Origin of the sequence: Pedobacter sp. G11 (assembly GCF_003860265.1) — a bacterium.
In the GTDB taxonomy this organism is placed as follows: Bacteria; Bacteroidota; Bacteroidia; order Sphingobacteriales; family Sphingobacteriaceae; genus Pedobacter; species Pedobacter agri.
The window spans coordinates 4293427-4318419 of the sequence record NZ_CP034190.1; the positions used below are offsets into that span (position 1 = coordinate 4293427).

At 37.2% G+C, this 24993-nt stretch carries 23 protein-coding genes; 17 read left to right on the forward strand and 6 right to left on the reverse strand.

Annotated features, from left to right (window positions below):
* Positions 1-261: 261 nt before the first annotated feature.
* The 10 genes from EA772_RS18560 to EA772_RS18605 all read left to right on the forward strand — a co-directional run bounded on the left by EA772_RS18560 (position 262) and on the right by EA772_RS18605 (position 8293).
* Positions 262-924: a hypothetical protein gene (locus tag EA772_RS18560; RefSeq protein ID WP_124914477.1), complete on the forward strand. Its 663-nt coding sequence runs from the start codon at positions 262-264 to the stop codon at positions 922-924.
* A gap of 207 nt (positions 925-1131) precedes the next feature.
* Positions 1132-1878, forward strand: coding sequence for a hypothetical protein (locus EA772_RS18565; protein WP_124914478.1), 747 nt, complete (start codon positions 1132-1134; stop codon positions 1876-1878).
* 39 nt (positions 1879-1917) lie between these two features.
* A complete protein-coding gene (locus tag EA772_RS18570) occupies positions 1918-2592 on the forward strand; it encodes a hypothetical protein (protein ID WP_124914479.1) in 675 nt (224 codons plus the stop codon).
* Between the two features lie 76 nt (positions 2593-2668).
* A complete protein-coding gene (locus tag EA772_RS18575; protein ID WP_124914480.1) occupies positions 2669-3409 on the forward strand; it encodes a hypothetical protein in 741 nt (246 codons plus the stop codon).
* A gap of 53 nt (positions 3410-3462) precedes the next feature.
* A complete protein-coding gene (locus EA772_RS18580) occupies positions 3463-4140 on the forward strand; it encodes a hypothetical protein (RefSeq protein WP_124914481.1) in 678 nt (225 codons plus the stop codon).
* 11 nt (positions 4141-4151) lie between these two features.
* Positions 4152-4721, forward strand: a complete 570-nt coding sequence (locus EA772_RS18585) for a hypothetical protein (protein WP_124914482.1) — start codon at positions 4152-4154, stop codon at positions 4719-4721.
* Between the two features lie 466 nt (positions 4722-5187).
* Positions 5188-6240: a cellulase family glycosylhydrolase gene (locus tag EA772_RS18590; protein ID WP_124914483.1), complete on the forward strand. Its 1053-nt coding sequence runs from the start codon at positions 5188-5190 to the stop codon at positions 6238-6240.
* Between the two features lie 59 nt (positions 6241-6299).
* Positions 6300-6758, forward strand: a complete 459-nt coding sequence (locus EA772_RS18595; RefSeq protein WP_010600680.1) for a hypothetical protein — start codon at positions 6300-6302, stop codon at positions 6756-6758.
* Between the two features lie 11 nt (positions 6759-6769).
* Positions 6770-7429 (forward strand): hypothetical protein, encoded by a 660-nt coding sequence (locus EA772_RS18600; protein WP_124914484.1) that lies wholly within the window; start codon positions 6770-6772, stop codon positions 7427-7429.
* Positions 7430-7570: 141 nt separating this feature from the next.
* Positions 7571-8293 (forward strand): LytTR family DNA-binding domain-containing protein, encoded by a 723-nt coding sequence (locus EA772_RS18605; RefSeq protein ID WP_124914485.1) that lies wholly within the window; start codon positions 7571-7573, stop codon positions 8291-8293.
* A 139-nt stretch (positions 8294-8432) separates the two neighbouring features.
* Here EA772_RS18605 and pnp read toward each other — a convergent pair whose 3' ends face one another.
* Together pnp and rpsO are read right to left on the reverse strand one after the other, a co-directional pair.
* Positions 8433-10568 carry a polyribonucleotide nucleotidyltransferase gene (pnp, locus tag EA772_RS18610; RefSeq protein WP_010600684.1) on the reverse strand — a complete coding sequence of 712 codons (2136 nt, stop codon included), beginning with the start codon at positions 10566-10568 and terminating at the stop codon, positions 8433-8435.
* Between the two features lie 177 nt (positions 10569-10745).
* Positions 10746-11030 (reverse strand): 30S ribosomal protein S15, encoded by a 285-nt coding sequence (gene rpsO, locus EA772_RS18615; protein ID WP_010600685.1) that lies wholly within the window; start codon positions 11028-11030, stop codon positions 10746-10748.
* Positions 11031-11423: 393 nt separating this feature from the next.
* Here rpsO and EA772_RS18620 point away from each other — a divergent pair, with 393 nt between their 5' ends.
* The 4 genes from EA772_RS18620 (at position 11424) to EA772_RS18635 (ending at position 16733) form a co-directional block, all read left to right on the forward strand.
* Positions 11424-11843, forward strand: a complete 420-nt coding sequence (locus EA772_RS18620; protein WP_168187601.1) for a thioesterase family protein — start codon at positions 11424-11426, stop codon at positions 11841-11843.
* A 293-nt stretch (positions 11844-12136) separates the two neighbouring features.
* Positions 12137-13561 (forward strand): MATE family efflux transporter, encoded by a 1425-nt coding sequence (locus EA772_RS18625; RefSeq protein WP_124914486.1) that lies wholly within the window; start codon positions 12137-12139, stop codon positions 13559-13561.
* 419 nt (positions 13562-13980) lie between these two features.
* Complete coding sequence (gene lepA, locus EA772_RS18630) at positions 13981-15768, forward strand: translation elongation factor 4 (RefSeq protein ID WP_116168070.1); 1788 nt, start codon at positions 13981-13983, stop codon at positions 15766-15768.
* 83 nt (positions 15769-15851) lie between these two features.
* Complete coding sequence (locus tag EA772_RS18635; RefSeq protein ID WP_124914487.1) at positions 15852-16733, forward strand: bifunctional 5,10-methylenetetrahydrofolate dehydrogenase/5,10-methenyltetrahydrofolate cyclohydrolase; 882 nt, start codon at positions 15852-15854, stop codon at positions 16731-16733.
* Positions 16734-16861: 128 nt separating this feature from the next.
* On the opposite strand, the gene EA772_RS18640 is transcribed toward EA772_RS18635, so the two are convergent.
* Positions 16862-17197 carry a Rieske (2Fe-2S) protein gene (locus EA772_RS18640; protein WP_116168068.1) on the reverse strand — a complete coding sequence of 112 codons (336 nt, stop codon included), beginning with the start codon at positions 17195-17197 and terminating at the stop codon, positions 16862-16864.
* A gap of 106 nt (positions 17198-17303) precedes the next feature.
* Between EA772_RS18640 and EA772_RS18645 the strand changes: the two genes are divergently transcribed.
* Together EA772_RS18645 and EA772_RS18650 are read left to right on the forward strand one after the other, a co-directional pair.
* The gene (locus EA772_RS18645; protein WP_116168067.1) at positions 17304-17927 is read left to right on the forward strand and encodes a 7-carboxy-7-deazaguanine synthase QueE; all 624 of its coding nucleotides are present in this window, start codon (positions 17304-17306) and stop codon (positions 17925-17927) included.
* A gap of 39 nt (positions 17928-17966) precedes the next feature.
* Positions 17967-19853 (forward strand): OmpA family protein, encoded by a 1887-nt coding sequence (locus tag EA772_RS18650; protein ID WP_124914488.1) that lies wholly within the window; start codon positions 17967-17969, stop codon positions 19851-19853.
* A 235-nt stretch (positions 19854-20088) separates the two neighbouring features.
* Here the strand turns inward: EA772_RS18650 and EA772_RS18655 are convergent, their stop codons facing one another.
* From EA772_RS18655 to recQ, 3 genes are all read right to left on the reverse strand, one after another.
* Entirely contained in the window at positions 20089-20805 is a 717-nt protein-coding gene (locus EA772_RS18655) for a YqjF family protein (RefSeq protein ID WP_124914489.1), read from the reverse strand.
* Position 20806: 1 nt separating this feature from the next.
* Complete coding sequence (gene kdsA / locus EA772_RS18660; RefSeq protein ID WP_124914490.1) at positions 20807-21619, reverse strand: 3-deoxy-8-phosphooctulonate synthase; 813 nt, start codon at positions 21617-21619, stop codon at positions 20807-20809.
* Positions 21620-21729: 110 nt separating this feature from the next.
* Complete coding sequence (recQ, locus tag EA772_RS18665; protein WP_124915091.1) at positions 21730-23919, reverse strand: DNA helicase RecQ; 2190 nt, start codon at positions 23917-23919, stop codon at positions 21730-21732.
* 91 nt (positions 23920-24010) lie between these two features.
* On the opposite strand from recQ, the gene EA772_RS18670 reads away from it, so the two are divergent.
* A complete protein-coding gene (locus tag EA772_RS18670) occupies positions 24011-24979 on the forward strand; it encodes an SIS domain-containing protein (RefSeq protein WP_124914491.1) in 969 nt (322 codons plus the stop codon).
* Positions 24980-24993: the final 14 nt, after the last annotated feature.

A 24993-nucleotide genomic window follows, 5' to 3' on the forward strand; every position in this document is an offset into this window, starting at 1 on the left:
TCAACGCCTTAAAAAAAACAATAAAAGTGCGGCTAGATATCCCATTTTTTAATACACAACATATCTATCCCCCTTAATCATTAAACACTTTTTCGAGTAGTACCAAAACCCAAATAATCTATACAAACTTTGCTCATCCCTACCTAGGCCCTACTCACTGAAACACATTATCCAATCATTAGCATAAATTTTTAGGAGTTACGTCCATAGGTTTGAGTAAAGAATATAAATCAAGTCTACTTCATCTTAAAACATATTATCATGAAAAAGCAAATATTAAATCTATTTAGTCTACTGCTTTTGTTGACTGGCAATATTAGTCTTGCACAAGAACTACCAACTTGCATTAAAAATTTAAATAAAGCGAACGACCTAACCACAATAAAGTTTGTTAGGCAAATAAATTTAAAGGGCAACAGGGTTGTTTATGAGTTTGCTATTACAAGTAAACGACAATGCATGGATTGTCCAAACGGGACTGTTTTTTACGACAACAACTGCAACCAAATTGCCAGTTTTGTAATGGGCCGCGGTCCAATGGCACATATCAACTATGGCTATAATGCTCTAGAGCTTGGCAAGGGTGCTTATGGTGATTTAAAACCAAGAAAACAATTACCACCTGTGCCTACTTGTGTTGAAATGAAAATTGCCAACGTAGATTCTTTAAATAAAGCTGGCGTTGTGCGTGTTTTGCAAGTAAGCATCAAAGACCAAATCTTGTATCATTTTGAACATGCTGTGCCCAAAGAAAAATTGAATTGCAAAGACTGCTCCAGCACTTTTAAATACTATGATGAAAATTGTACGCTTGCTGCAACTTTTACAGTAGGTGGTATTGTTGGGGCAAAAGCTAGTGAAGGCTTTGCACCTACCGATTTTTATAACAAACGTACCTTGCAAATTTTGTACAATAAGAATTAGATTTTATACGGTTAGTTAATTGGGGGTTATGCGTGGATGCGTTTAACCCTTTTTTATGGTTTTTGTGTAAACCTCTAATGTCTGTTCACTCATGAGTAGTGATGCTTCGCTCAATTAAAGGTACGCTCCAATCATTGTTAAAAAATGCAATTAAAATGGCAGCTAAGTTTGGGTAAGCAAATATTAACCAACCTAAATATTAAGACCATGAAAAAATTACTCATCCTCCCAATTTGCATTGTTATTGCCTTTGTAGCTTGTAAAAAAGACAAAACTCCAAATGAAGAAAAAGAGGTAGTTAAAGGAAATATTAAACAAGTTACTGAAACCGTAAATGGCATTACCTATAAAATATTCACAGGTATAAACACAACCAATTTCAAGGGTATTCTAGTTGTAGGCAGTGGTAATGATGAGAATGATCCATCTGAAGGTGCAATTGATGGTGCAGCTGAAACTGCATTATGTGAAAAAGCAGCAAGCAATGGTTATGCGGCAGCAATAGTTAAATATCAAAAACCAGCAGCTGGCGCCGATTGGAATAGCAGAGCCAAATTAATGGGCGAAGATTTTAATAAAGCGATTTTAGGGATTTCGAGCAAGTACGGCATCGATAAAAACAAATCCGTGTTAGCTGGATTTTCTTATACTTCATTTATGCTATTCACCGATATTTCTTTAAACCCTACACTAAGCTACACCAAAGGTTTATTGGGTGCTTGTGGAGCAACAGGAACTTGGAACGCACAAAACTTCAAAATTCCAATTTTTGCCATTAACTGCAGTGGCAATAATGAAGGAAACTTTAATGGCAAAGCACTTTACGATCAAATCCCAGCCAATTCCCCAATTAAAGCTAAAAGCGAAGGTGTAACCGACAACAGTTGCAACAGCCATTGTGGCGGCGATTGGACCGATAAAATGTACACCAAAATGGTGGCCTGGTTGCAGTAAAGGTAACGCTCAAATTTTAAATCTTAAATCTCATAAAATATGAAAAATTTTAAAACCATATTCGCAAAAACGCTAATGGTACTTTCTGTTTTAGCAGTATTTGCTTCTTGCAAAAAAGATAAGGAAGCGAAACCTGAAGATAATCTTGATCCCACAAAATATTATATTACCGGAGAAGAAGCATCTATCGGTGGTGGTTCATCACCAACCAGTTATGTGTACTGTTTCTTTGCGAATGCTAAGACCTACTCCACTTCGCAAGGGGGCTACAATTCTGATAACCCAAATTACACCTACACCGATGGCGTAATAAAAATCGGCAATTTAACTTTTACCATAGCCAACAACGCAGTCACCAGCTGTAGCAATGCAAGCTACAGGTCTTATCATTTGCAAAAAATACCCGATGCCGATGCATTTGCGGGTAAAACATTTAAAGGCACAGTGGCTACCAACGGGCTGGCCAACGGAAAATCGTGCTTGATTAAATACACAACCGACAAAAAATTTACTGTAAGTATTGATGGTTTCGGGCAAACTGGCACTGGTGCAGATTATACTTTGCAAAACAATGGCGTAGCCACTGCCAGAACTGGTAACGAAGGTCGTTTACACCTCATGACCATTGGTGACGGAAAACTCTACTACTCTCAGGTTAATGGTGCTGGCACCCCAAATTACACTCATTATTACGGCGTGCTTACATCGCAATAAAATGATTTAGGCTTCAAATATTTATATCATGAAAAACTTAAAAATAACAGCACTGCCATTATTGCTTATGAGCTTTATGGCATGCAAAAAAGACAATACAAGGCAAAAAGAAGTTTGCAAAAAACCAACGAGTTATGTAGACTCTCAAGGTCAATTCTATCAACTCTCCTATAACACAGATAGTAAGTTAAGCGAACTAAAAACAGACATTAACACTTACACTATTACTTACCAAGACAATGGTAATACCATAAATTCAAGCGATAGATATTACGACCAAACTTTTAAACTGGGTCCAGAAGGACAGATTTTAGAGTTAATTGCTGTTTATAAAAGTTCGGGAGAGGTTACTAAGATTAACTACCAACACGTAAAAACTAGTAACGGTTACGATGCTACTGCAACCACCCAAACTTTCAGGAAAAATGAAAGCGTTCCGTTTAAAATGGAAAAAAATCTCTGGAAAATGAGCATCAACAATGGCAACTTAACTAGTTTGACGCTAATTGATCTTGACAATAACAACAAACAGTTAGGGAGAATGACTTATAGCTACAATATTTCAAAAAATCTTAGTGATTACCCCCTACATCACCATCAGGACTTAATTGATAGACAACCTTTCATTAGCAAAAATCTTATCACTAGAAGTTCGATGACAGATAATGTAACCAATGTTCAGATAGATGGGGTGTTTAATTACGAATTTGATGAGCATGATAGGATCCTTAACTCAACACAAGTTGCAGAGTACAAAGGAGGTGCCCAAACTACCAACTCTACTATTAAAGGAACATTTGAGTACAAGTGCAATTAGACTCATTACTTTTTCAGAAACATTAGTTCTAATCACATTTAAAATCAAAAATCATGAAAAACAAACTTAAAATGCTACCCATATTATTTTTAGTAATAATGACGAGCTGTAAAAAAGATAAAGATAATTCTACCATTGCAGCAAGTGAATTATCTACCTACCAGCTAGCAGTAACACTTAAAAAGCAAACGGGTACAGACTTACGGTTGTTTTATTTTACACAGAATGGTAATGAAATTACAGCCACACTAGAAGGTTTAAATATTAAAAAAACGCAAATGGTAATTATTAAAAACGATAGTTTCACTTTTGATGAACTTGGAGACGGCAACATAACTTACAAATTTAGTTTTGCGAAAGATGTAACCGGAAATTTAAGCTTTAAGAATGTAAGTGTTACCAATAAAGCAGATATAACTATGAGTATAGATGGCAGTTATATTTCCAAATTATCTGATATAAAAGGTGATTTTGACATTTACGGTTACACCTACGAAAATATGAATGGACCTTATGGTTTAACCTTTATTAAAAATACCAATAATTGGCGATGGGGCATTTCTGCTAATAACGGTACATATACAAAAATTTCTCGTGGAGCCTGGAAAGGTATGCTTGATGGTAAAGCTTATTTTGCCTTAACCATTGAAGAACATTACAAAGGTATAATGAGATCGTTTCTGTTGATAAAAGGTGAAGACGCAAACTTCTACAAATTTGGACTAGTTTAATATCTAAAGTCATGAAAAAATACATTCTATATCTCATTTTAATGTGTTTAAGCTACATCAGCTTTGCACAAAACTTAACACCTCCGCAAGTAGAAGGTTACCTCAGCGCAAGCACAATTAAAGTTAATTTTCCTTTTAATGTTAAGGGTATTCCATTTACACAAATATCCAAAAGTGTATGGTATCCAACCTCAGTTATTATCGCCGATTTGCAAATGAACTATTATATGGAAGGATCTAATAGTAAGCAAATTAATACCATAAGAAAACATGTAGTTCCCGACAGTAAGACTGGTGCCTGGGAAATTACGGGGTTAAGCATTGAACCTTCGCCTAATTCTATACCAAACACTAGCGTAGACCACAACAGAACCACATACATGCTTTCGATTTATCAAATACATACGGGTCAAAAATCGGCGATGTGGTATGCAAATATACAGCCCAACTACGTACAAGTCCACAAAATACCCGATCAAAAATTAGGACCCAAAGTAGTTCCTATTAAAGACAAAGTAATTCTCAATCCGCAACCCATTCCGCCAAAGGAGATTAAAAGGAAACTAAAAAGTAATTTGTAGCAATTATAACAGAATTTGAAAAACAATGTTAGCAGTGCCTGGCTATTGCAGCCCCGCTTTGCAATCGGGTTTATAATACAGAGCCGGAGGTTCTTTTGTACATCCTTCTAGTTATGCGCCTAACTTTGCACCGTCTTTAAATCCTAGCCCCGATTGCAGCGAAAATCCTTTTTTTCGCAGCGACGCTAATATGCTGTCATGCTGAGGCACGAAGCATCTGTGACAGATAAGCAGATGCTTCGTGCCTCAGCATGACAAAAGCAAAAAAAGATTGTAGCAAAAAGCGGGACCAACATTAATTTTCACACCGCCTTTGCGCTTCAATACAGAAACGGTGCAAGCAAAATCTCGCTTCCCTAATCTATAACCTTGCTCACTCATTAAAATTACCCATTCACTCATTCTCAAAAAATTGCAGCATAAAGAGTTGTTCTTTTGGTTAACATTTTAATTCAAAACTAACATCATGAAAAACTTTAAATTTTTACTTACACTTCTATTTGCTTCTTTGGCTTTTATGAGTTGCAAAAAAGATAAGAATCCAAATGTAGATACCGCAGTAGGTTTACATATTAAAGACGGAAAATATTTAGCCGATAAATGCGATAACAAAATTGTACTTAGAGGCGTAAACATGGGTAGTATCTATGCGGTAAATCTTGGTTTAAAAGAGCTTGAAGAAATAGAAAAAACTGGTGCAAATAATGTGCGCATTGTTTTAACAAGAAACTATACCGATTGGGCAAACGGCGGTGCGGTAACTGGCCTAACGGCAGCTAAAATAGAACCGATTATTACCAGTTGTTTGGCCAAAGGAATGATCCCTATCTTAGAGCTGCATGATTTTACCGGAAGTGCAAACGCAACTGCAGACCTGCAACAAGCCGCTCAATGGTGGACAAGCGCCGGCATAAAAAGCATGCTGCAAAAATACCAGCAGTCGATCATCTTAAATATTGCGAACGAGCCAGATAATGGTTCAGCTTCTGATGCAACCTATCGAGAGGCTAATTTAACAGCAATAAAAACTTTGAGGGATGCTGGTTATACTTGCCCAATAATGGTAGATGCGCCAAACTGGGGAAAAGATCACGTATTTTTTCTATACCAGGGCAAGGCTTTAATGGATACTGACCCCTTACATAATTTAATGTTTAGCGTACACGCTTACTGGCCAACCAACGGGCCATTTGGCAACTATTCTGATGCTAAAATTACAGCTGATTTGGTAGCGCTTAAACAAACCGGTTTGCCAATCGTATTTGGTGAGTTGGCCGTGGCAGACATTCAAAACGGACTTGCCTACAACATTAATTATAGATTGCTAATGAAACTTTGCCAAGATAATGAATTTGGCTACATCGCATGGTGGTGGGGTTTCAACAATAATCCAGGCGCTAACAATCAACTGAGTATGACAAATGATGGCTTGTACACCGGTTTAGCAAATGGCGGGAAAGTAATAGCAACAGATGATGTGAATGGTATCAAAAATACATCAAAACGTGTTTGCAAATAAATCATCAACCTATGAAAAAGCTAATACAATTAGTTTACTAATCATTTCAGCATAAGCATATGAAAACTTTAATAATCATCAGTTATATTTTATTTGGCGTATTACAAACTACTCCAGAAAAAATTAAGGTAAAGCCCGAAATAACTCAAATACAACAAGCTAACCGTATACCCCGACTTCAAATCTATTTTCCAAAAAACGGACAAAAAGTTAGAGGCAGATATTCAATTTACGGATACGCGGAACCTCATGCAAAACTCAAAATACAACTAACTAGCTCGTATTACGAAAAGCTATTTGACACTCGAAAAGAAACCATTAGTAAGGGTAAAGGCCCGATAAATAGGATAAATAGAACCTATCCATTAACTGCCAATAATATTGGCTATTGGGAATTGAAGGATATTGACTTAACCAATAGAAATTGGGAAGAAACCTTTACTATTAAAGCAATTGTCGAAGGCCGTACAGCAACTATATCGGTTTATGACAATACGCACCCTATTGTAATTGATTAATAAATATCGTGATGAAAAATCTAACAAAATGCGTGAAACCAGTTATGGTATCTTTTCTATTGCTACTCGTTCACTTTAGGGCAAACAGTCAAATAGACTTGAAAGATTATTGTGTGGTAGGCTACTATGCCAATTCTGCAACGGCTACTTTTAAAACTCCATTTATATTTAATATGGGAGAAAATAATACTTTTCAATACCTCACTGTAGATGGTAAGCTGTACGAAGGAAGATATACTGTTATTAACGATAACCTAAAATTTGAGTTTGTTGGCGGAGAAGATAATTTTAAGATTAATGGCGCTACACTCGTTCCGCGAAATAACCGAACTTTTGCCAAGCTTGAAAAGAAAGTTTTCGGCAATAGGTTAAAAAGCAATAGATACACAGGCATCCTGTATAAAGAAAAATCAAATGTAGCCGTTCGCACAAGTTATCAATTTATTGGGAGCAAGTTTAGTGTAATCGACGAAAACAAGAAGGGATCGCTATACGAAGACTATACACTGGTTGGAAATTTAGCTGGATACAAATGGAGCGGACTTGGCGGAATTAAGTCATTGATATCACACCGAGTTTTCGTTTTATATGGAACTCAGCTCGTTGTCATGAATATTTACCGAAACAAAAATGAAGGTGCAACCTTTGGAATTCTAGATCAGGTGAATTAGGATTAGGTTCATTTCTATTATATTAATCTCCCAGTAGTTTGAGCAAACTCCAATAGTAAAATTTCGAAATGCTGATCCATGGCAATCTCAAGACTAAAAAAATCATTAAAATAACGTAAATTCATTTAAATACTTCAAACGATGTTAAAAGCAGCAATTTTAGATGATGAAATAAGAGGAAGTAAGTTGCTTGCTCATAAACTTGATATTTTTGAAGATGAATTGCAAGTTGTAGGCATCTTTGACGAACCTGCAAAAGCCTTAGATGCTATTATAGGACTCAACATCGATGTCTTATTTTTGGATGTTGAAATGCCAGGAATGAACGGTTTTCAATTCTTAGAACGCTTGGGCACTTTTAATTTCGAAGTGATCTTCACTACCGCCTATGATAGCTATACTCTCGATGCTTTAAGAATAAGTGCTGTAGATTATCTGCTAAAACCGGTTGACCAAGAAGATTTACAAACCGCCATTACAAGGTTAAGGAAGCGCGTAGCGGAAAAGCTCATGTATAAAACAATAAAGTCAACAAAAAAATCGAGCAACCGTTTGGCACTACCAACTGCAGAAGGCGTTTATCTTGTAGAGAAATCAAATATTTTAAGAGTGGAAGCCATGAGCAATTATAGCGTCTTTATACTTATCGATGCAAAAAAAATAGTGGTATCTAAAACATTAAAAGACTACGAAAACGTATTAGACGACGAGCATTTTATGCGTATTAACAGGTCTGTAATCATCAATTTAGATTACGTAGTGAAATATCGCAAAGGCGACGGAGGAACCTTAGAGCTTTCAGATGGTTCAGAAATTGAAGTTTCGCCGCAAAAGAAAGACCTCCTGCTGCAACGTTTATTTTAGTTGAATACCTTAAACGACGGCTAGAAACATCAACCATAAGCGATTGCTTAGTACAATGTTATTTCTAATATAACACAAAGCCCTTCCAGTGTTACCGGAAGGGCTTTAAATGATGTAATTAGTGAATAAACTAATCGTATTAAGCTTTAGGCGCAGCTGGTTTTTCTGGCCTTGGCAATAAAACCTTGCGAGAAAGTTTCATTTTACCTTGCTTATCGATGTCTAATAATTTAACCTCGATTTTATCACCTTCTTTCAATACACCGTCCATAGTTTCTAAACGCTCCCATGAAATCTCAGAGATGTGTAGTAAACCATCTTTACCTGGCATCACCTCAACAAATGCACCGAATGGCATAATTGATTTTACTTTACCTTGGTAAACCTCACCAATTTCTGGCTTAGCTACGATGTTACGGATACGGGTAACTGCTGCATCGATTGCTGCTTTATTATCAGCGAAGATTTCAACGATTCCTTTACCATCAACTTCTTCGATAGAGATTGAAGCACCAGTTTCGCGTTGCATTTCCTGAATAATTTTACCTCCAGGGCCGATAATTGCACCAATAAATTCTTTCTCAATAGTGATAGAAACAATACGTGGAGCATGGGGTTTCATATCTTCATTAGGCTGAGCAATTGTTTTCTTCATCTCGTTTAAGATGTGTAAACGACCCTCTTTAGCCTGTAATAAAGCTTTAGTTAATACTTCGTAAGATAAACCATTGATTTTTAAGTCCATTTGACAAGCAACAATACCATGTTCAGTACCAGTTACCTTGAAGTCCATGTCACCTAAGTGGTCTTCATCTCCTAAAATATCCGAAAGAATTGCGTATTTACCAGTTTTCTCATCAGTAATTAAACCCATTGCGATACCCGAAACCGGAGATTTAATTTTGATACCAGCATCCATTAACGCCAATGTACCAGCACAAACAGTGGCCATTGATGATGAACCGTTAGATTCTAAAATATCAGAAACAACACGAATGGTATAAGGATTTGCCTCACCTTGTGGCAATACTTTTTTCAATGAACGCTGCGCTAAAGCACCGTGACCAATTTCACGACGACCAGCACCTCTGTTCGGTCTAACTTCACCAGTTGAGAAACCAGGGAAATTATAGTGTAATAAGAATTTTTGGTAACCGTTGAAGAAAGCACCATCAATCATTTGCTCATCATCTTTACTACCTAAAGTAACTGATGTTAAAGATTGAGTTTCGCCACGTGTGAAAACAGCCGAACCGTGAGCAGCAGGTAAATAACCAACTTCACTCCAAATCGGACGAATTTCAGTAGTCTTACGGCCATCTAAACGAATACCCTCATCTAACAAAAGATTTCTAATCGCATCGTACTGAACATCATGGTAATAATGCTTAGCCATTGCCTTAGTTAAATCTGCAGTATCTTCTGGCATTGCCTCGAAAAATTCATTGATAATGTTAGTGAAACCAACTTTACGCTCATCTTTGTTAGAACCAGATTTCGCAACAGCGTAAACTTTATCGTAAGTATCGGCGTAAACCTTAGCTTTCAAATCAGCATCGTGGTCTTCATGGCTATATTCGCGTTTTACAGTTTTACCAACTGCCTCAGTTAACTCAACCTGAACCGCACATTGAACTTTAATTGCATCGTGTGCAAATTTTAAAGCTTCAACCATTTCATCTTCCTGAATCTCATCGCACTCACCTTCAACCATACCGATATCGTTAGCCGAACCAGCAACCATAAATTCTAAAGTGGCACGCTCTAAATCGCTAGCCAATGGGTTGATTACCAATTTACCATCAATTTTTGCAACACGAACTTCAGAAATCGGACCGTTGAAAGGAATATCAGAAACTGATAATGCAGCTGATGCTGCTAAACCTGCCAAACAATCAGGCATTATATTTTTATCAGCAGAAATTAATGAAATCATTACCTGAGTATCTGAGTGATAATCAGACGGGAACATTGGGCGTAAAGCTCTATCAACCAAACGAGAAATTAAAACCTCGTAGTCAGATAATCTTGCCTCACGACGTAAAAATCCACCTGGAATACGACCAGTAGCCGCATATTTTTCTTGATAATCAACAGATAATGGTAAAAAATCAGTTCCTGGTTTAGCACCAACAGTAGATACAACTGTTGCTAACAACATCGTATCGCCCATTTTTACTACAACCGAACCATCAGCTTGTTTCGCCAGTTTACCAGTTTCAATTTCAACAATTCTGCCATCGCCCAAATCGAACGATTTTTTTATTACATTCATTTAAATAGAATTATGGTGTGTTTTCCTCTTTCTACACACCGTTGTTTATATATGTTTTTGTTTTTGCAAACGAAGATAAGATTTAAAAAGCCTATCTATAACAAATCCCGTTAAAATATTTAACAGGAAATGTAAAAAGCCATCCCCTAAAGAATGGCTTTCGCTGATAAAATTCGCTTATTTTTGTTTAATGATATCACGAAGCTCTAAAGCTTTGATGATAGCACGGTAGCGCTCAATATCTTTTTTGTATAGGTAAGCCAAAATACCGCGGCGTTTACCTACTAATTTTTGAAGTGACAACTGAGTAGAGAAATCTTTACGATTTTTCTTTAAGTGTTCTGTTAAGTGCGCAATACGGTATGTAAATAACGCTACCTGACCTTCTGCAGAACCAGTGTTGGTTTCTACTTCGCCGTGTTGTTTAAAGATTTCGGCTTTCTTTTCTGAACTTAAATACATTCTTGAATAATATTAAAGCGATAAAAATTAATTAATTGTGCCGCAAAGATAAAGCTATTTTTGATTATTAGCAAGTGTAATTTACAGATAGAATGTTTAAGCTAATAGCCTGATTATTTGGAAAACAAAGTTCCGCTTTACATCGGTTGCACCTGCCCCGCCCTCGCTGCAATCTTTTAAAAACTCCTGTCATTCTGAGGCACGAAGAATCTGTTTCATCGTTTGCAGATTCTTCGTGCCTCAGAATGACAGCATATTCAAGGTTGCTGCAATTTTAAAAGTATTTCCGCTAAGTCGGGTTTAAGGAAAATAAGGCAGAAGGAGTAACTTAGTTTTTCCTTGCAATCGTTCAAACAAAACAAATATCCTACTTTTGCACAAAACCTTTTACCCTTGGAAAAGAATCAATTCAGCATTTTCGAAAGTGAATTACGTGTACGACCTGACGATATAGACATGTTTAACCATGTACATAACAGCAAATACCTGGATTATGTACTCGCCGCCCGTTACGAGCAAATGGAAAAATTCTATAACATGCCTTGGGAACATTTCACCAAACAAGGTTTGGGCTGGGTAGTTAGTCGTGTAGATATCAACTTCAAACGCCCGCTTTTGATGAACGATTTGATGTTGATCAGAACGGGTATTTTAACCATGCATGATAAGGGTTGTTCAGTTCAGTTCGAAATCATCAATAAAAAAACCGGCAAAGTAGCCTCTGATGGTATTTTTGATTATGTATTAATTGATTTGAATACCGGCCGTGGAACAAAAGTTACCGAAGAGATGATTGAGGCCTATAGTATTTAATATTGGCAAATCTTCATTTCGAGCGAAGCCAAGAAATCTCTGAAAAGATTTAGTTGCGCTATTTCTGTTTTTTTGTCACAAATAAATTAATCAACACATTAGATATCAGTCATCAAAATTTGACAATTAAAAAAATTATTTATCTTTACGCTATCAAAAAGAATAGAACCATGATAGTATCTGCAATCCGTTTGAGGTTTTAAGCAACCGAGGATTCCCTCCATTTCAGTTTAGATATGTGCGACTTAGCTGCGTATCTTATGGTTTATTCATCACATTTTACTTTATAATATATGTCACAGTCAGTAAAGACACAGGGCAAACTATCTTCTTTTTTTGAGTTACTTGTACAATCATTAAAAGGCCATGAAGTTGATTTAACTTCCATCAGCATTAAGCGAGCAATAATTTTATTAACCATCCCAATGATGTTGGAAATGGCAATGGAGTCGGTTTTCGCATTAGTAGATTTATATTTCGTTGGTCACCTGGAAAATAGCAGCCATGCGATACAAACCGTAGGCTTGACAGAATCGGTTTTGACTATAATTTACTCGTTAGCCATTGGTTTAAGTATGGCCGCAACAGCAGTTGTTGCGAGAAGAATTGGTGAAAAAAATCCAGAGGCAGCATCAAAAGCCGGAATGCAAACCATCGTAATAGCTGTTGCGGTGAACATATTAATTAGTATCGCAGGTTTAATTTACGCCAGGGATATCCTTTTGTTAATGGGCGCTTCAACTGAAACGGCCAACCACGGTACCACTTTTGTTCAAATTATGATGGGTGGAAGTATCATTATCGTTTTACTATTTTTAATCAATGGAATTTTTAGGGGAGCTGGTAATGCTGCAATTGCGATGAGAAGTTTATGGATAGCCAACATCGCAAATATCATCCTCTGCCCTATTTTCATCAACGGTTTCGGACCAATCCCTGCTTTTGGTTTAACAGGCGCTGCTATTGCAACAACTATTGGTCGTGGTTTGGGCGTGACCTACCAAGTTTATAATTTATTCAACGGTAAAAATGCTTTAAAAATTCGAATTAGCCATTTCATCCCTAATTTCGAACAAATTAAAGCTATTGTAAAAATTGCCGCACCAGCTATTTTTCAATTCGTGATTGCCAGTTGTAGTTGGGTCTTTTTGGCCGAACTAGTAGCCACTACTGGCGGTGATGAGGGCTCGGCAGGTTACCAGACGGCATTACGTTTAATGATGTTTTTTATGTTGCCTGCCTGGGGTTTGAGCAACGCGGCAGCAACCTTAGTTGGTCAAAATTTAGGAGCCGGTCACATCGACAGAGCCGAAAAATCGGTTTTCCAGACATTGAAGTATATCATCATTTTCATGGCTGTAGTAAGCATAGTATTCTTAACCTGCGGTCATTTGTTTGCTTCTTTCTTCACATCAGATGTAAAAGTGATTGAGATTGCGAGTCGTGCTTTGAAGATTCTTAGTATTGGCTTCGTGATTTATGGAGCGGCCATGGTTTTTAGCAGTGCCTTTAACGGCGCTGGAGACACCTGGACCCCAACCAAAATCAATATTTTTGCTTTTTGGTTATTCCAGATTCCCCTAGCCTACTTCCTGGCGAAATATTTAGAAATGGGCCCGACTGGTGTTTTCATCGCCATACCAACTGCCGAAGCTGGTATTGCTGTTGCGGCATTTATCCTATTTAAAAAAGGTAAGTGGAAAAAAACGATGGTTTAGTTTTTTTCAGTTGCCACGGAAACACGGAATTATTTTTTTTTCAAAAAATAACAACAGATAAACAGGATAAACACAGATGTGTTGGAATGGTACATGAACTAAACTTTCTGTGATTTCTGTGTTTCCAAGGCAAAAATAATTTGGGTGATTAGAAAGATAACATCAGAAGAACTTCAGCTTCTCGTTAAGTAAACCTGATTGCAGTGGAAATACTTTTTGCTCATTGATAGTATTGGATTGCCGCGGCGTGCCTCTTCGCAATGACGGGAATTTGAGCAGAACACAATGACAAAAAGATTGCAACGAAAAGCAGGACTGCTGCAACCGAAAAACTACTGCTTTTGCTTTTCAGACATTTAGAAATCCAGCCATCTTTTACACGTTAAATTTTCCATTAAAAACTATATCTTTGCGCAAAGATGAAGCATATACGTAATTTTTGCATTATTGCACATATCGACCATGGTAAGAGTACTTTGGCCGATAGGTTATTAGAATATACAGCGACAATTTCGCAGCGTGAGGCGCAGGCGCAATTGCTCGATAATATGGATTTGGAGCGTGAGAGAGGCATTACGATTAAAAGTCATGCCATACAGATGAACTACAAAGTTGGCGATATTGAGTATAATTTTAACTTAATTGACACGCCGGGACACGTAGATTTTTCTTATGAAGTTTCGCGTTCTATCGCGGCTTGCGAAGGTGCTTTGCTTATTGTTGATGCGTCGCAAGGGATTCAGGCACAAACGATTTCGAACTTATATTTAGCTTTAGAGCACGACCTTGAAATTATCCCAATTTTAAATAAAATGGATTTACCTGGGGCGATGCCTGAGGAGGTAAAAGACCAGATTATTGATTTAATTGGCTGTAAACGTGAGGATATTATTCCGGCATCGGGAAAAACCGGAATGGGAATTCCTGATATTATTCAGGCAATCGTAGACCGCGTTCCTGCACCAGTTGGCGACCCGGAAGCCCCATTACAAGCACTAATTTTTGACTCAGTTTTTAACTCTTTTAGAGGGATTATTGCCTATTATAAAGTTGTAAACGGAGAAATTAAGAAAGGTGATAAAGTAAAATTTATTAATACTGGTAAAGAATACTTAGCTGATGAAGTGGGTATTTTGAAACTAGATATGGCACCACGTAATGTGGTTAAAACCGGAGATGTGGGTTACATTATTTCTGGAATTAAAGAAGCCAGAGAGGTAAAAGTTGGTGATACGATTACGACTACTGCGAGACCATCATTAGATGCGATTCAAGGATTCGAAGAAGTAAAGCCGATGGTTTTTGCCGGTATTTATCCCGTAGATACGGATGAGTTTGAAGAACTTCGCGAAGCCATGCATAAACTGCAGTTGAATGATGCATCTATTGTTTTCGAACCTGAAAGTTCTGCTGCTTTAGGCTTTGGTTTCCGTTGCGGATTCTTAGGAATGTTGCACATGGAGATTATTCAGGAACGTTTGGAACGTGAATTCGACATGACGGTTATCACAACCGTTCCCAACGTATCGTATATTGCGCATACCACCAAAGGCGATGAAATTTTTGTAAATAATCCATCAGATTTACCTGATCCAAGTAAATTAGATTCGGTTGAAGAACCATACATTAAAGCTAATATTATCACCAAAGCAGATTTTGTTGGCCCTGTAATGTCGCTTTGTATTCAGAAAAGAGGAACAATCGTAAATCAATCTTACCTCACATCTGATCGAGTTGAGCTGGTTTTTGAGATGCCAATGGGCGAAATTGTATTTGATTTTTATGATAAACTAAAAACAATTTCGAAAGGTTATGCTTCTTTTGATTACCACCAGGTTGGTTATCGCAAATCGGATTTAGTTCGTTTAGATATGTTGATTAATGATGAACCAGTTGATGCACTATCATCGTTGATTCACAGAAGCAATGCTTACGATTTCGGAAAGAAAATTTGCGAAAAACTGAAAGAATTGATTCCTCGTCAGCAATTTGAAATCAAAATTCAGGCTTCTATTGGTGCTAAAGTTATTGCCCGCGAAACGCTGAGTGCCTTACGTAAAGATGTAACGGCCAAATGTTATGGCGGCGATATTTCTCGTAAACGTAAGTTATTAGAGAAACAGAAAAAAGGTAAAAAACGTATGCGCCAAGTTGGAAACGTAGAGATTCCACAAACGGCATTTATGGCTGTTTTGAAATTAGATTAGATATAGAATCAAGATACAAGTATCAGGTAGCAAGATAAATTGCTCTTCCTGATACTTGATACTTACTACTCGATACTTTAGGAATGAAATTATTAGACGGTAAATACGTATCAGAAAAAGTTAAAGTTCAGATTGCAGAAGAAGCTGCAGAATTTCTGAGCAAAAGCGGTCGTAAACCGCACTTAGTAGCCATATTAGTGGGTAATGATGGTGGTAGCGAAACTTATGTTGCCAGTAAGATGAAAAACTGTGAAAAGGTAGGTTTTAAATCTTCGCTTCATAGATATGACAACTCGGTTACCGAAGCTGAGCTATTGGCAAAAATTGAAGAAATTAACCAAGATGCTGATGTTGATGGATTAATTGTTCAGTTACCTTTACCAAAACATATCGACCCGGAAAAAGTTACCGAAACCATAGATTATCGCAAAGATGTTGATGGTTTTCATCCAGTAAACTTGGGTAGAATGATGCGTAATTTGCCTTGCTTCATCCCTGCAACACCTTACGGTATTTTGTTAATGTTGCAAGAATACAATATCGATACTACTGGAAAGCACTGCGTTGTAGTTGGCAGAAGTAATATCGTTGGTAGTCCGATGAGTATCCTGATGGCTCGTAATGCAAACCCTGGCAACTGTACAGTTACGCTTACCCATTCACGTACAAAAGACTTAAAAGAGCAGGTTTTACAGGCAGATATTATCATTGCAGCCATCGGCAAAAAGAATTTTATTACTGCCGATATGGTTAAACCAGGTGCAATTATTATTGATGTTGGTATTAACCGCGAAACATCTACTGAAACTAAATCTGGCTTTAAACTTTATGGAGATGTAGATTTCGAAAACGTTGCTCCTATTTCATCATACATTACACCTGTTCCAGGTGGTGTTGGCTTAATGACTATAGTAGGTTTATTAAAAAACACTTTAGCATCTGCGAGGAAGGAAATTTATAATTAAGCTGAAAGATAAAAGCTCAAAACTAAAGCAAGAGTTATCTTTCAAAATGTTTTAAAGCAATTCAAATATTTGAGTTGCTTTTTTTTTTGTGAAAACTAAACCTTCGTCTTCACTCCTTGTTTTTTCCATCAACCCCAAAGCTTACTCCACCAGCTCTCTTCAAAACCAATGTACAATCCGTCTTCTCTTACTTTTGTGGCGTAAATATTAATGTAATCGCCTTGCCCCTCCGCTCCTCTTCCGGTTTTTAAATCGTACGCATAGCGATGAATTGGGCAGATTAAATGTCCGTTTTTGCACCAACCGCCAGAAAAATGGCCACCCGCATGAGGACAAAAGGATTGAGTGGCTATAATTTCATCATCATTATTGATTATACAAAGTTGTTTGCCTCCAAGTTCGATAGTTTTAATATCACCAACTGTAGGAATTTGAACTTTATTTAATGCTTTAAGCCACTTCATGTAGCTAAAATAACTATTTAAATATCAGTGTTATTTCATCTTTGTATTAATTTTTACAAGCAGAACTTTTACACCATATTTTTTTAGGATATTTGCATCCTCAAAAATGAAACAAGATATACCAGAAGACGGCACATTACTTCCTTTAATGGAAGAGTTCTACACAATACAGGGCGAGGGATTTAATACGGGCAAAGCGGCTTATTTTATTCGCTTAGGTGGCTGCGATGTGGGTTGCCATTGGTGCGATGTTAAAGAAAGCTGGGACGCAGAAATGCATCCATTAACCCCGGCAGATGTAATAGTAGAAAATGCTAATCAATTTCCTGGTAAGGCTGTTGTAATTACGGGTGGCGAACCGTTAATTTACAATCTGGATTATTTGACTAACAAATTGAAAGAGAGAGGGATTTTAACGTTCATTGAAACCTCTGGGGCCTACCCACTTTCCGGAAACTGGGATTGGATTTGTTTATCGCCTAAGAAATTTAAGGCGCCTCGTCCAGACATTACGCCTTTTGCACATGAACTTAAAGTGATTGTTTTCAACAAAAGTGATTTTAAATGGGCAGAAGAATATGCAGCAATGGTTTCTCCAACCTGTAAGTTATATCTTCAGCCAGAGTGGTCAAAATCAAAGGAAATTACACCAATGATTATTGACTACGTTATGGCCAACCCAAAATGGGAAATTTCTTTACAAACGCACAAATTTTTAAATATTCCTTAAATAGTTTTACATTAGCTTTAGTAACCAAATGTTAATGTAATGAAATACTGGTTTCTTTTATCCCTAAGCATATCCATTACTTTCTGCTTTGCCCAAAGTTCGTCGAATAGGAAAGCGCAGGCATCTTTCGAAAAAGCCGGACCTTATATTGATAAACAAGATTACAGTTCGGCTGAACAAGCGCTAAAAACCGCTGTGGACGCAGATCCCTTATTTCAGAATGCATATATCCTTTTAGCAGGAATATATAAAATTCAGAAAAAATACATTGATTCTAAATCTGCTTATCAGAAAGCACTTTTGATTAATAAAAATGTATCTCCGGAAGTAACGTTTGGTTTAGCAGAAGTGGAGTTTGCTACGCAAGATTATGATAAAGCTAAACAGCTTTTTAACGATTTTTTGGCGATAGATGCTTCGTCAGAAAGAGCAAGGAAAGCAAAAAAATATTTGCTTGATTGCGATTTTGCGAAGATAGGAATTGCGAAACCCGTAAAATATAGTCCGGTAAATCTTGGAGATGGGGTAAATACAGCTGACCCAGAATATTTCCCAGCATTAACCGCCGATGGTGAAACCATGATTTTTACCCGTCAGGTAAATGGAAACGAAGATTTTTGGACCTCACAATTTAAAAACAATGCATGGAGTTTGGCTACACCATTATCAGCCAAAATCAATACAACAAGATATAATGAGGGTGCACAGACAATTTCTCCTGATGGAAAATATTTATTTTTTACAGGATGTAATCGCCCGGATGGATTAGGAAGATGCGATATTTACGTCTCACATCGCGAAGGAAAAGATTGGGGTGAGCCTTATAATGTAGGCAAGCCCGTTAACTCGGAGTATTGGGAATCACAGCCCGCCATAAGTCCAGACGGAAGAACCTTATATTTTATCAGCAATCGTCCGGGCGGTTCTGGTGGTTATGATATTTGGAAAAGTACCATTACCGATGATGCAAAGTGGGGACCAGCTATAAATCTTGGCCCTGAAGTGAATACACCATTCGATGAAAACACACCATTTCTTCATGCCGATGGAAAAACACTGTATTTCTCATCAGATGGATGGCCTGGATTTGGAAATAAAGATATTTATTATAGTCGATTAGATGAAAATGGCAAATTTAAAAAACCCATAAATCTCGGTTTTCCAATCAATTCTTTTGAAGATGAAAGCGGCTTAATTGTTAGCGCAGATGGGAATTCTGGCATGTTTTCATCCAATCTTAAGGATGGATTCGGCGGTCAAGACATTTACAGTTTTGGAATTCCTGATAATGCTAAACCTTTAAAAGTATCCTACGTAAAAGGAATTGTCAGAGATAAGGACACCAAAAAGACAATCGAAAGTAATGTCCAGGTGATTGATTTAAAATCAAATAAGACTGTTTTTGATGATTATACAGACCCGGAAACAGGACAATTTCTGGCAGTAATGCCAATTGGAAGCGATTACCTTTTTAATGTTAGTGCAGAGGGATACTTATTTTATTCGGAGAACTTTGAATTAAAAGCTGGAGATATTAATAAGCCTTATCAAATAGAAGTATACATCGAAAAAATTAAACAAGGTGGAAATGTAACACTGAGAAATATTTTCTTCGATACAAATAAATATAACCTGTTACCCGCATCAATAAGAGAATTGAAGCTACTAATCGATTTCTTAAATCAAAATGAAAGTGTCAATATTGAAATTCAAGGTCATACCGATAATGTCGGCGATGACAAATTAAACGAAAAATTATCTCTAAACAGGGCAAATGCGGTGTACGAATATTTATTGCAGAATAGCATCGATACAAAAAGATTAACCTTTAAGGGCTTTGGAGCAAACAAACCCATCGCAGATAATAAAACGGAGATAGGCAGAAAAAATAACCGAAGAACTTCGTTTGTGATTACTAAAATTTAAATACCGTTAACAAAATTTTTATTCTAAACGCGATGATGAATCTCTGAGCGATGGAAACTAAATTAATAAGAAATCTGATGATTTTTAGAAAACGGCAATCGACGTGTCCTTACCAGGGTTGAAACCAATTTTTATTGGTTGAAGCAATTTATCGATTTAATTGAGGAGGATTGTTTCGTGTCTCGCAATGAAGACCGATTTAAAACATCTCCTAAATTTAATTGTGGAGTAATCCTTAAAACTTCTTCCCTTTTAAAACTCTTATTTCAGAACCTTCGGCAAGCATTACTGAATCTGGCTTCGCGTTGTTTAAGAATGCAAAATCACTGCCGTAATTTACGCCAAAATCGACTTCTATTTTATAATCTTTAATCGGATAAGCCTCCCAACGCGGATGTTCTACACCGTATTCTGAAGTCTTATTAGGACCAATTTTAGTGTAACCCCAATAATGTTCGGTAATAAATTCCTCTTCGCTACCCACCGCGATTTCTTCAGCTTTTGCTGAAGCCGTTACTGAAAACTTATTCCAGGTTTTGTTCTTCCAAAGATAATCTACCTCCAGTTGATGCTCCTGTTCTATCCAAACGTGTTTCATTGGTAACGTTTGGTAGTTTTCTTTGTAAATGGTATTGGCTACAAAAGTTATTGCTGGCAACGGCACTATTTCTTTTAAGAAAACAACGCCCCGTTTCCATTCCTTTCCATCTTTATACTTTACGTAGAACCTAAGATTTACTTCTTCAAAATTGGTATGAAAAGGAATATTAAAACCTCTCAATTTTACATCAACGAACATAAAGCCTACCAGGCTCACATAATATTTCCCTTGCCAATCGTCCAACTCAGTATGAGGCGGTAGATATTTCAAAAGTATTTCCTTATTAACCGCATATTGGGCTAAAGCCAGTTTTCGCCATTCGGCAGTGAGGAATACTTTTGAATTTTTCAAGTTATAAAATTGCTTGCCTAATGCGGATTAATCTCGTTAACGTTTCTTCTAATAAATCTAAATGTAACATGTTTGCGCCGTCAGATTTTGCATTTGCCGGGTCGGGATGTGTTTCAATGAATAATCCATCGGCGCCAACTGCAATTGCAGCTTTTGCGATGGTCGAAATCAATTCCGGTTTTCCACCAGTTACACCACTACTTTGATTAGGTTGCTGCAAAGAATGTGTGCAATCCATCACAACTGGAACGCCAAAACTCTGCATTTCAGGTAAACCACGATAATCGACAATCAAATCCTGATAACCAAAAGTGTTTCCCCTATCCGTTAAAATTACTTTATCATTTCCAGCCTCTTTAATTTTTTCTACTGCAAATTTCATCGAACCGGCAGATAAAAACTGTCCTTTTTTTACATTAACGACTTTGCCAGTTTCTGCTGCGGCAACCAATAAATCTGTCTGCCGACAAAGAAAAGCAGGAATTTGCAATACGTCTACGTAAGCAGCAGCCATTGCAGCTTCGCCACTTTCATGTATATCTGTTACGGTTGGTACGCCAAATTCTCGCCCAACACGCTCTAAAATACGTAAAGCTTTTTCATCGCCTATTCCGGTGAAAGAACTGCCTTTACTTCTATTCGCTTTGCGGTAAGAACCCTTAAAAATATATGGAATTTGTAGCTTATCTGTAATCGTGATAATTTTTTCTGCAATACGCATGGCGATATCTTCGCCTTCAATTGCACATGGACCAGCCATTAGAAAGAAATTTCCCGATTCGGTATTTTTTATATTGTTTAAATAGTTAAGCATGTAAATGGGTTATGTAAAATGGAAGATGAATAATGTATGATGGAAAATGGTGGATGGCAAACGCGAATGAACAACATCATCCATTTCACATCTGCCATCATCCATCAAAGCTAGTTTCCTAGTTCCGACATGAATTTAATTCGCATCAATTGAATTTCTTCGCGGGTGTAATCTGTTTCACCAAGTTCGTTAAGTGCTTCATCAATCGAATCACTTTCTGCAGCTCTGAAATAATCAAAAACCTCATCCTGTCTGTCATCATCAATTACCTCATCTATGAAATAATTTAAATTGAGCTTAGTACCTGAGTTTACAATCGATTCTACTTCTTTCAGAATTTCCTCATAAGTAATACCTTTTGAATCAGCAATATCTTCTAAACCAATCTGCCTATCAATATTTTGAATGATGGAAACTTTCATCTGAGATTTATTGGCCTGAGTTTTAATAATCAAATCAATTGGTCGCTCGATGTCGTTATCCTCAACATATTTTTTGATCAGCTCTATAAATGGTGTTCCAAACTTCATCGCCTTACCCGACCCTACACCTGAAATCTGGCGAAGTTCTTCGGTTGTAATTGGGTAATGAGTACACATCTCTTCCAAAGATGGGTCTTGAAATACTACAAATGGAGGAACGCTTTTTTGCTTCGCGATTTTCTTACGTAAATCCTTTAGCAACTGAAGAAGGTGCGTATCTAAAGCACCCGTTCCCTGTTTAACATCATCTTCATCATCTACAACGCCAGTTTCAATCAGTTCATTTAGAACGAACTTTAAACTATATGGGTTAATGATAAAGTCCTTCCCCTGCCTGGTTAATTTAAGTAAACCGTAATTATCAATATCTTTAAAAAGGTAGTTATTTAAAACTGCCTGACGGATCACTGATTTCCATAGTAACTCCCCATCCTGCTTGCCAATTCCGAATTCCGGCACCTTACTGTGCTCGTAAGCAATAGTTTGAGCAGTTTCTAAACCTAGGAAGACATTTAGCAAATGTACATCATCGAATTTCTCGCCTGTTTTATCAATAAATTTTAAAAGAGTAGATAGATTTTCTTCGGCATCAAACTGCTTCTTGGGTTTTTTGCAATTATCGCACATGCAATTGCAACCGGTTTCGTTAAAGTTTTCGCCAAAATAATGCAGAATCTGTTTCCGACGACAAACGCCTGACTCAGCATAATCGATTACTTCCTTTAGTATTTGTGTACCAATTTCACGTTCAGAAACTGGTTTATCTTTCATAAACTTTGCTAGCTTATCTACATCTTTTTGAGCATAGAAAGCAATGCAAACACCTTCGCCACCATCACGTCCAGCTCTACCAGTTTCCTGATAATAACCCTCCATACTCTTTGGCACATCGTGGTGAATAACAAAACGAACATCTGGCTTGTCAATCCCCATACCAAAAGCAATCGTCGCAACAATTACTTCCGCATCTTCCATCAAAAACTTATCTTGTGTTTCTGCCCTAACCTTTGGTTCTAAGCCAGCATGGTAAGGTAAGGCACTAATGCCATTAAGATTCAAAGCTTCAGCAACTTCCTCAACTTTTTTACGGCTAAGACAATAAATTATACCTGATTTACCAGGATTAGATTTAATGTATTTGATAATTTCCTTCGTAATATCCCTTTTAGGGCGGATTTCATAAAATAAATTAGGCCTGTTAAATGATGATTTGAAAAGCGTAGCCTCCGTCATCCCAAGATTTTTCATAATATCTTGTTGTACCTTAGGCGTAGCTGTGGCAGTAAGTGCTATAATCGGAATGTTGTTGCCTAACCCAGCAATAACCTGCTTAATTTTTCGGTATTCTGGCCTGAAATCGTGGCCCCATTCAGAAATACAATGCGCTTCATCTACAGCAACAAACGAGATCTTAATTAGATTTAAGAATTCAATATTGTCTTGCTTGGCTAAAGATTCTGGAGCAACGTATAATAATTTTGTCTGCCCGCTTAAGAGGTCAGATTTTACCTGAGTAATTTCAGATTTGTTTAGGGACGAATTAAGAAAATGTGCAATACTATCATTTCCACCAAATGCTCTTAACTGGTCTACCTGATTTTTCATTAAAGCAATTAACGGAGAAATCACAATAGCAGTTCCTTCGCTCATTAAAGCAGGTAATTGATAGCAAATAGACTTCCCTCCGCCCGTTGGCATAATCACAAATGTGTTATTGCCTTCTAAAATATTTGTAATGATCGACTCCTGATCACCTTTGAAATTATCAAACCCAAAAAAATTCTGCAGGTTATCAAATAACGACTTTTTCACGTCCATTTTGTGTAATAAAATATGCGATGCTATTTTTGTATCCAAAATAACATAATTTTACAAGAATTTCAAGTATCAACAAACAATTATTTTCTCTTTGAAAAGTAAAAAATACATTATCCAATCGGCTATAAGCACGTTAGAGCTTGAAGCTGCAGCAATCTTAAATGTTGCAAAAAACATAAACGATGATTTTGAAAAAGTCGTATCTACCATTCTTCAATGTGATGGCAGGGTGATTGTAACTGGAATTGGAAAAAGCGCCATTATTGCTCAAAAAATAGTCGCCACATTCAACTCAACAGGTACTCCGGCAATATTTATGCATGCTGCAGATGCCATTCATGGCGATTTGGGTATGATACAGCGTAACGATGTTATCATCTGCCTATCAAAGAGCGGAAATACACCGGAAATAAAAGTGTTGGTACCCCTAATAAAATCAGCCGGAAACAAACTGGTTGGTATGGTTGGAGAACTCGAATCTTTCCTTGCAGAACAAGCTGATCTGGTGCTAAATACATCTTTCGAAAAAGAAGCATGCCCACATAATTTAGCCCCTACTACAAGTACCACTGCACAACTGGCTTTGGGAGATGCATTGGCTATTTGTTTATTGGAATGCAGAGAATTTAACGAATCTGATTTCGCGAAATATCATCCTGGCGGATCACTAGGCAAAAAGCTTTACCTCAGAGCAAAAGACCTCGCACTTTCCAATGAAAAACCATCTATAAGTCCCGCTGCAGCTGTAAAAGATGTGTTAATTGAAATCAGTAAAAACCGTTTAGGGGCTGTTGCTGTTGTAGATGAGTTGGAGCAGGTTGTAGGGGTAATTACCGACGGAGACATCAGGCGGATGCTTGAAAATAACATGAGTATTGCAGGGTTAAAAGCAGAAGACATTATGGGTAAACAACCAAAAAGTATACAAGCCGACGCACTTGCCGTAGAAGCACTACACATAATTAAGGAAAATAACATTACACAGTTGTTAGTTCTCCAACAAAACACTTACTTTGGAATTATCCATTTGCATGATCTTTTGAACGAAGGCATCGTGTAATTTTAAAACATAAA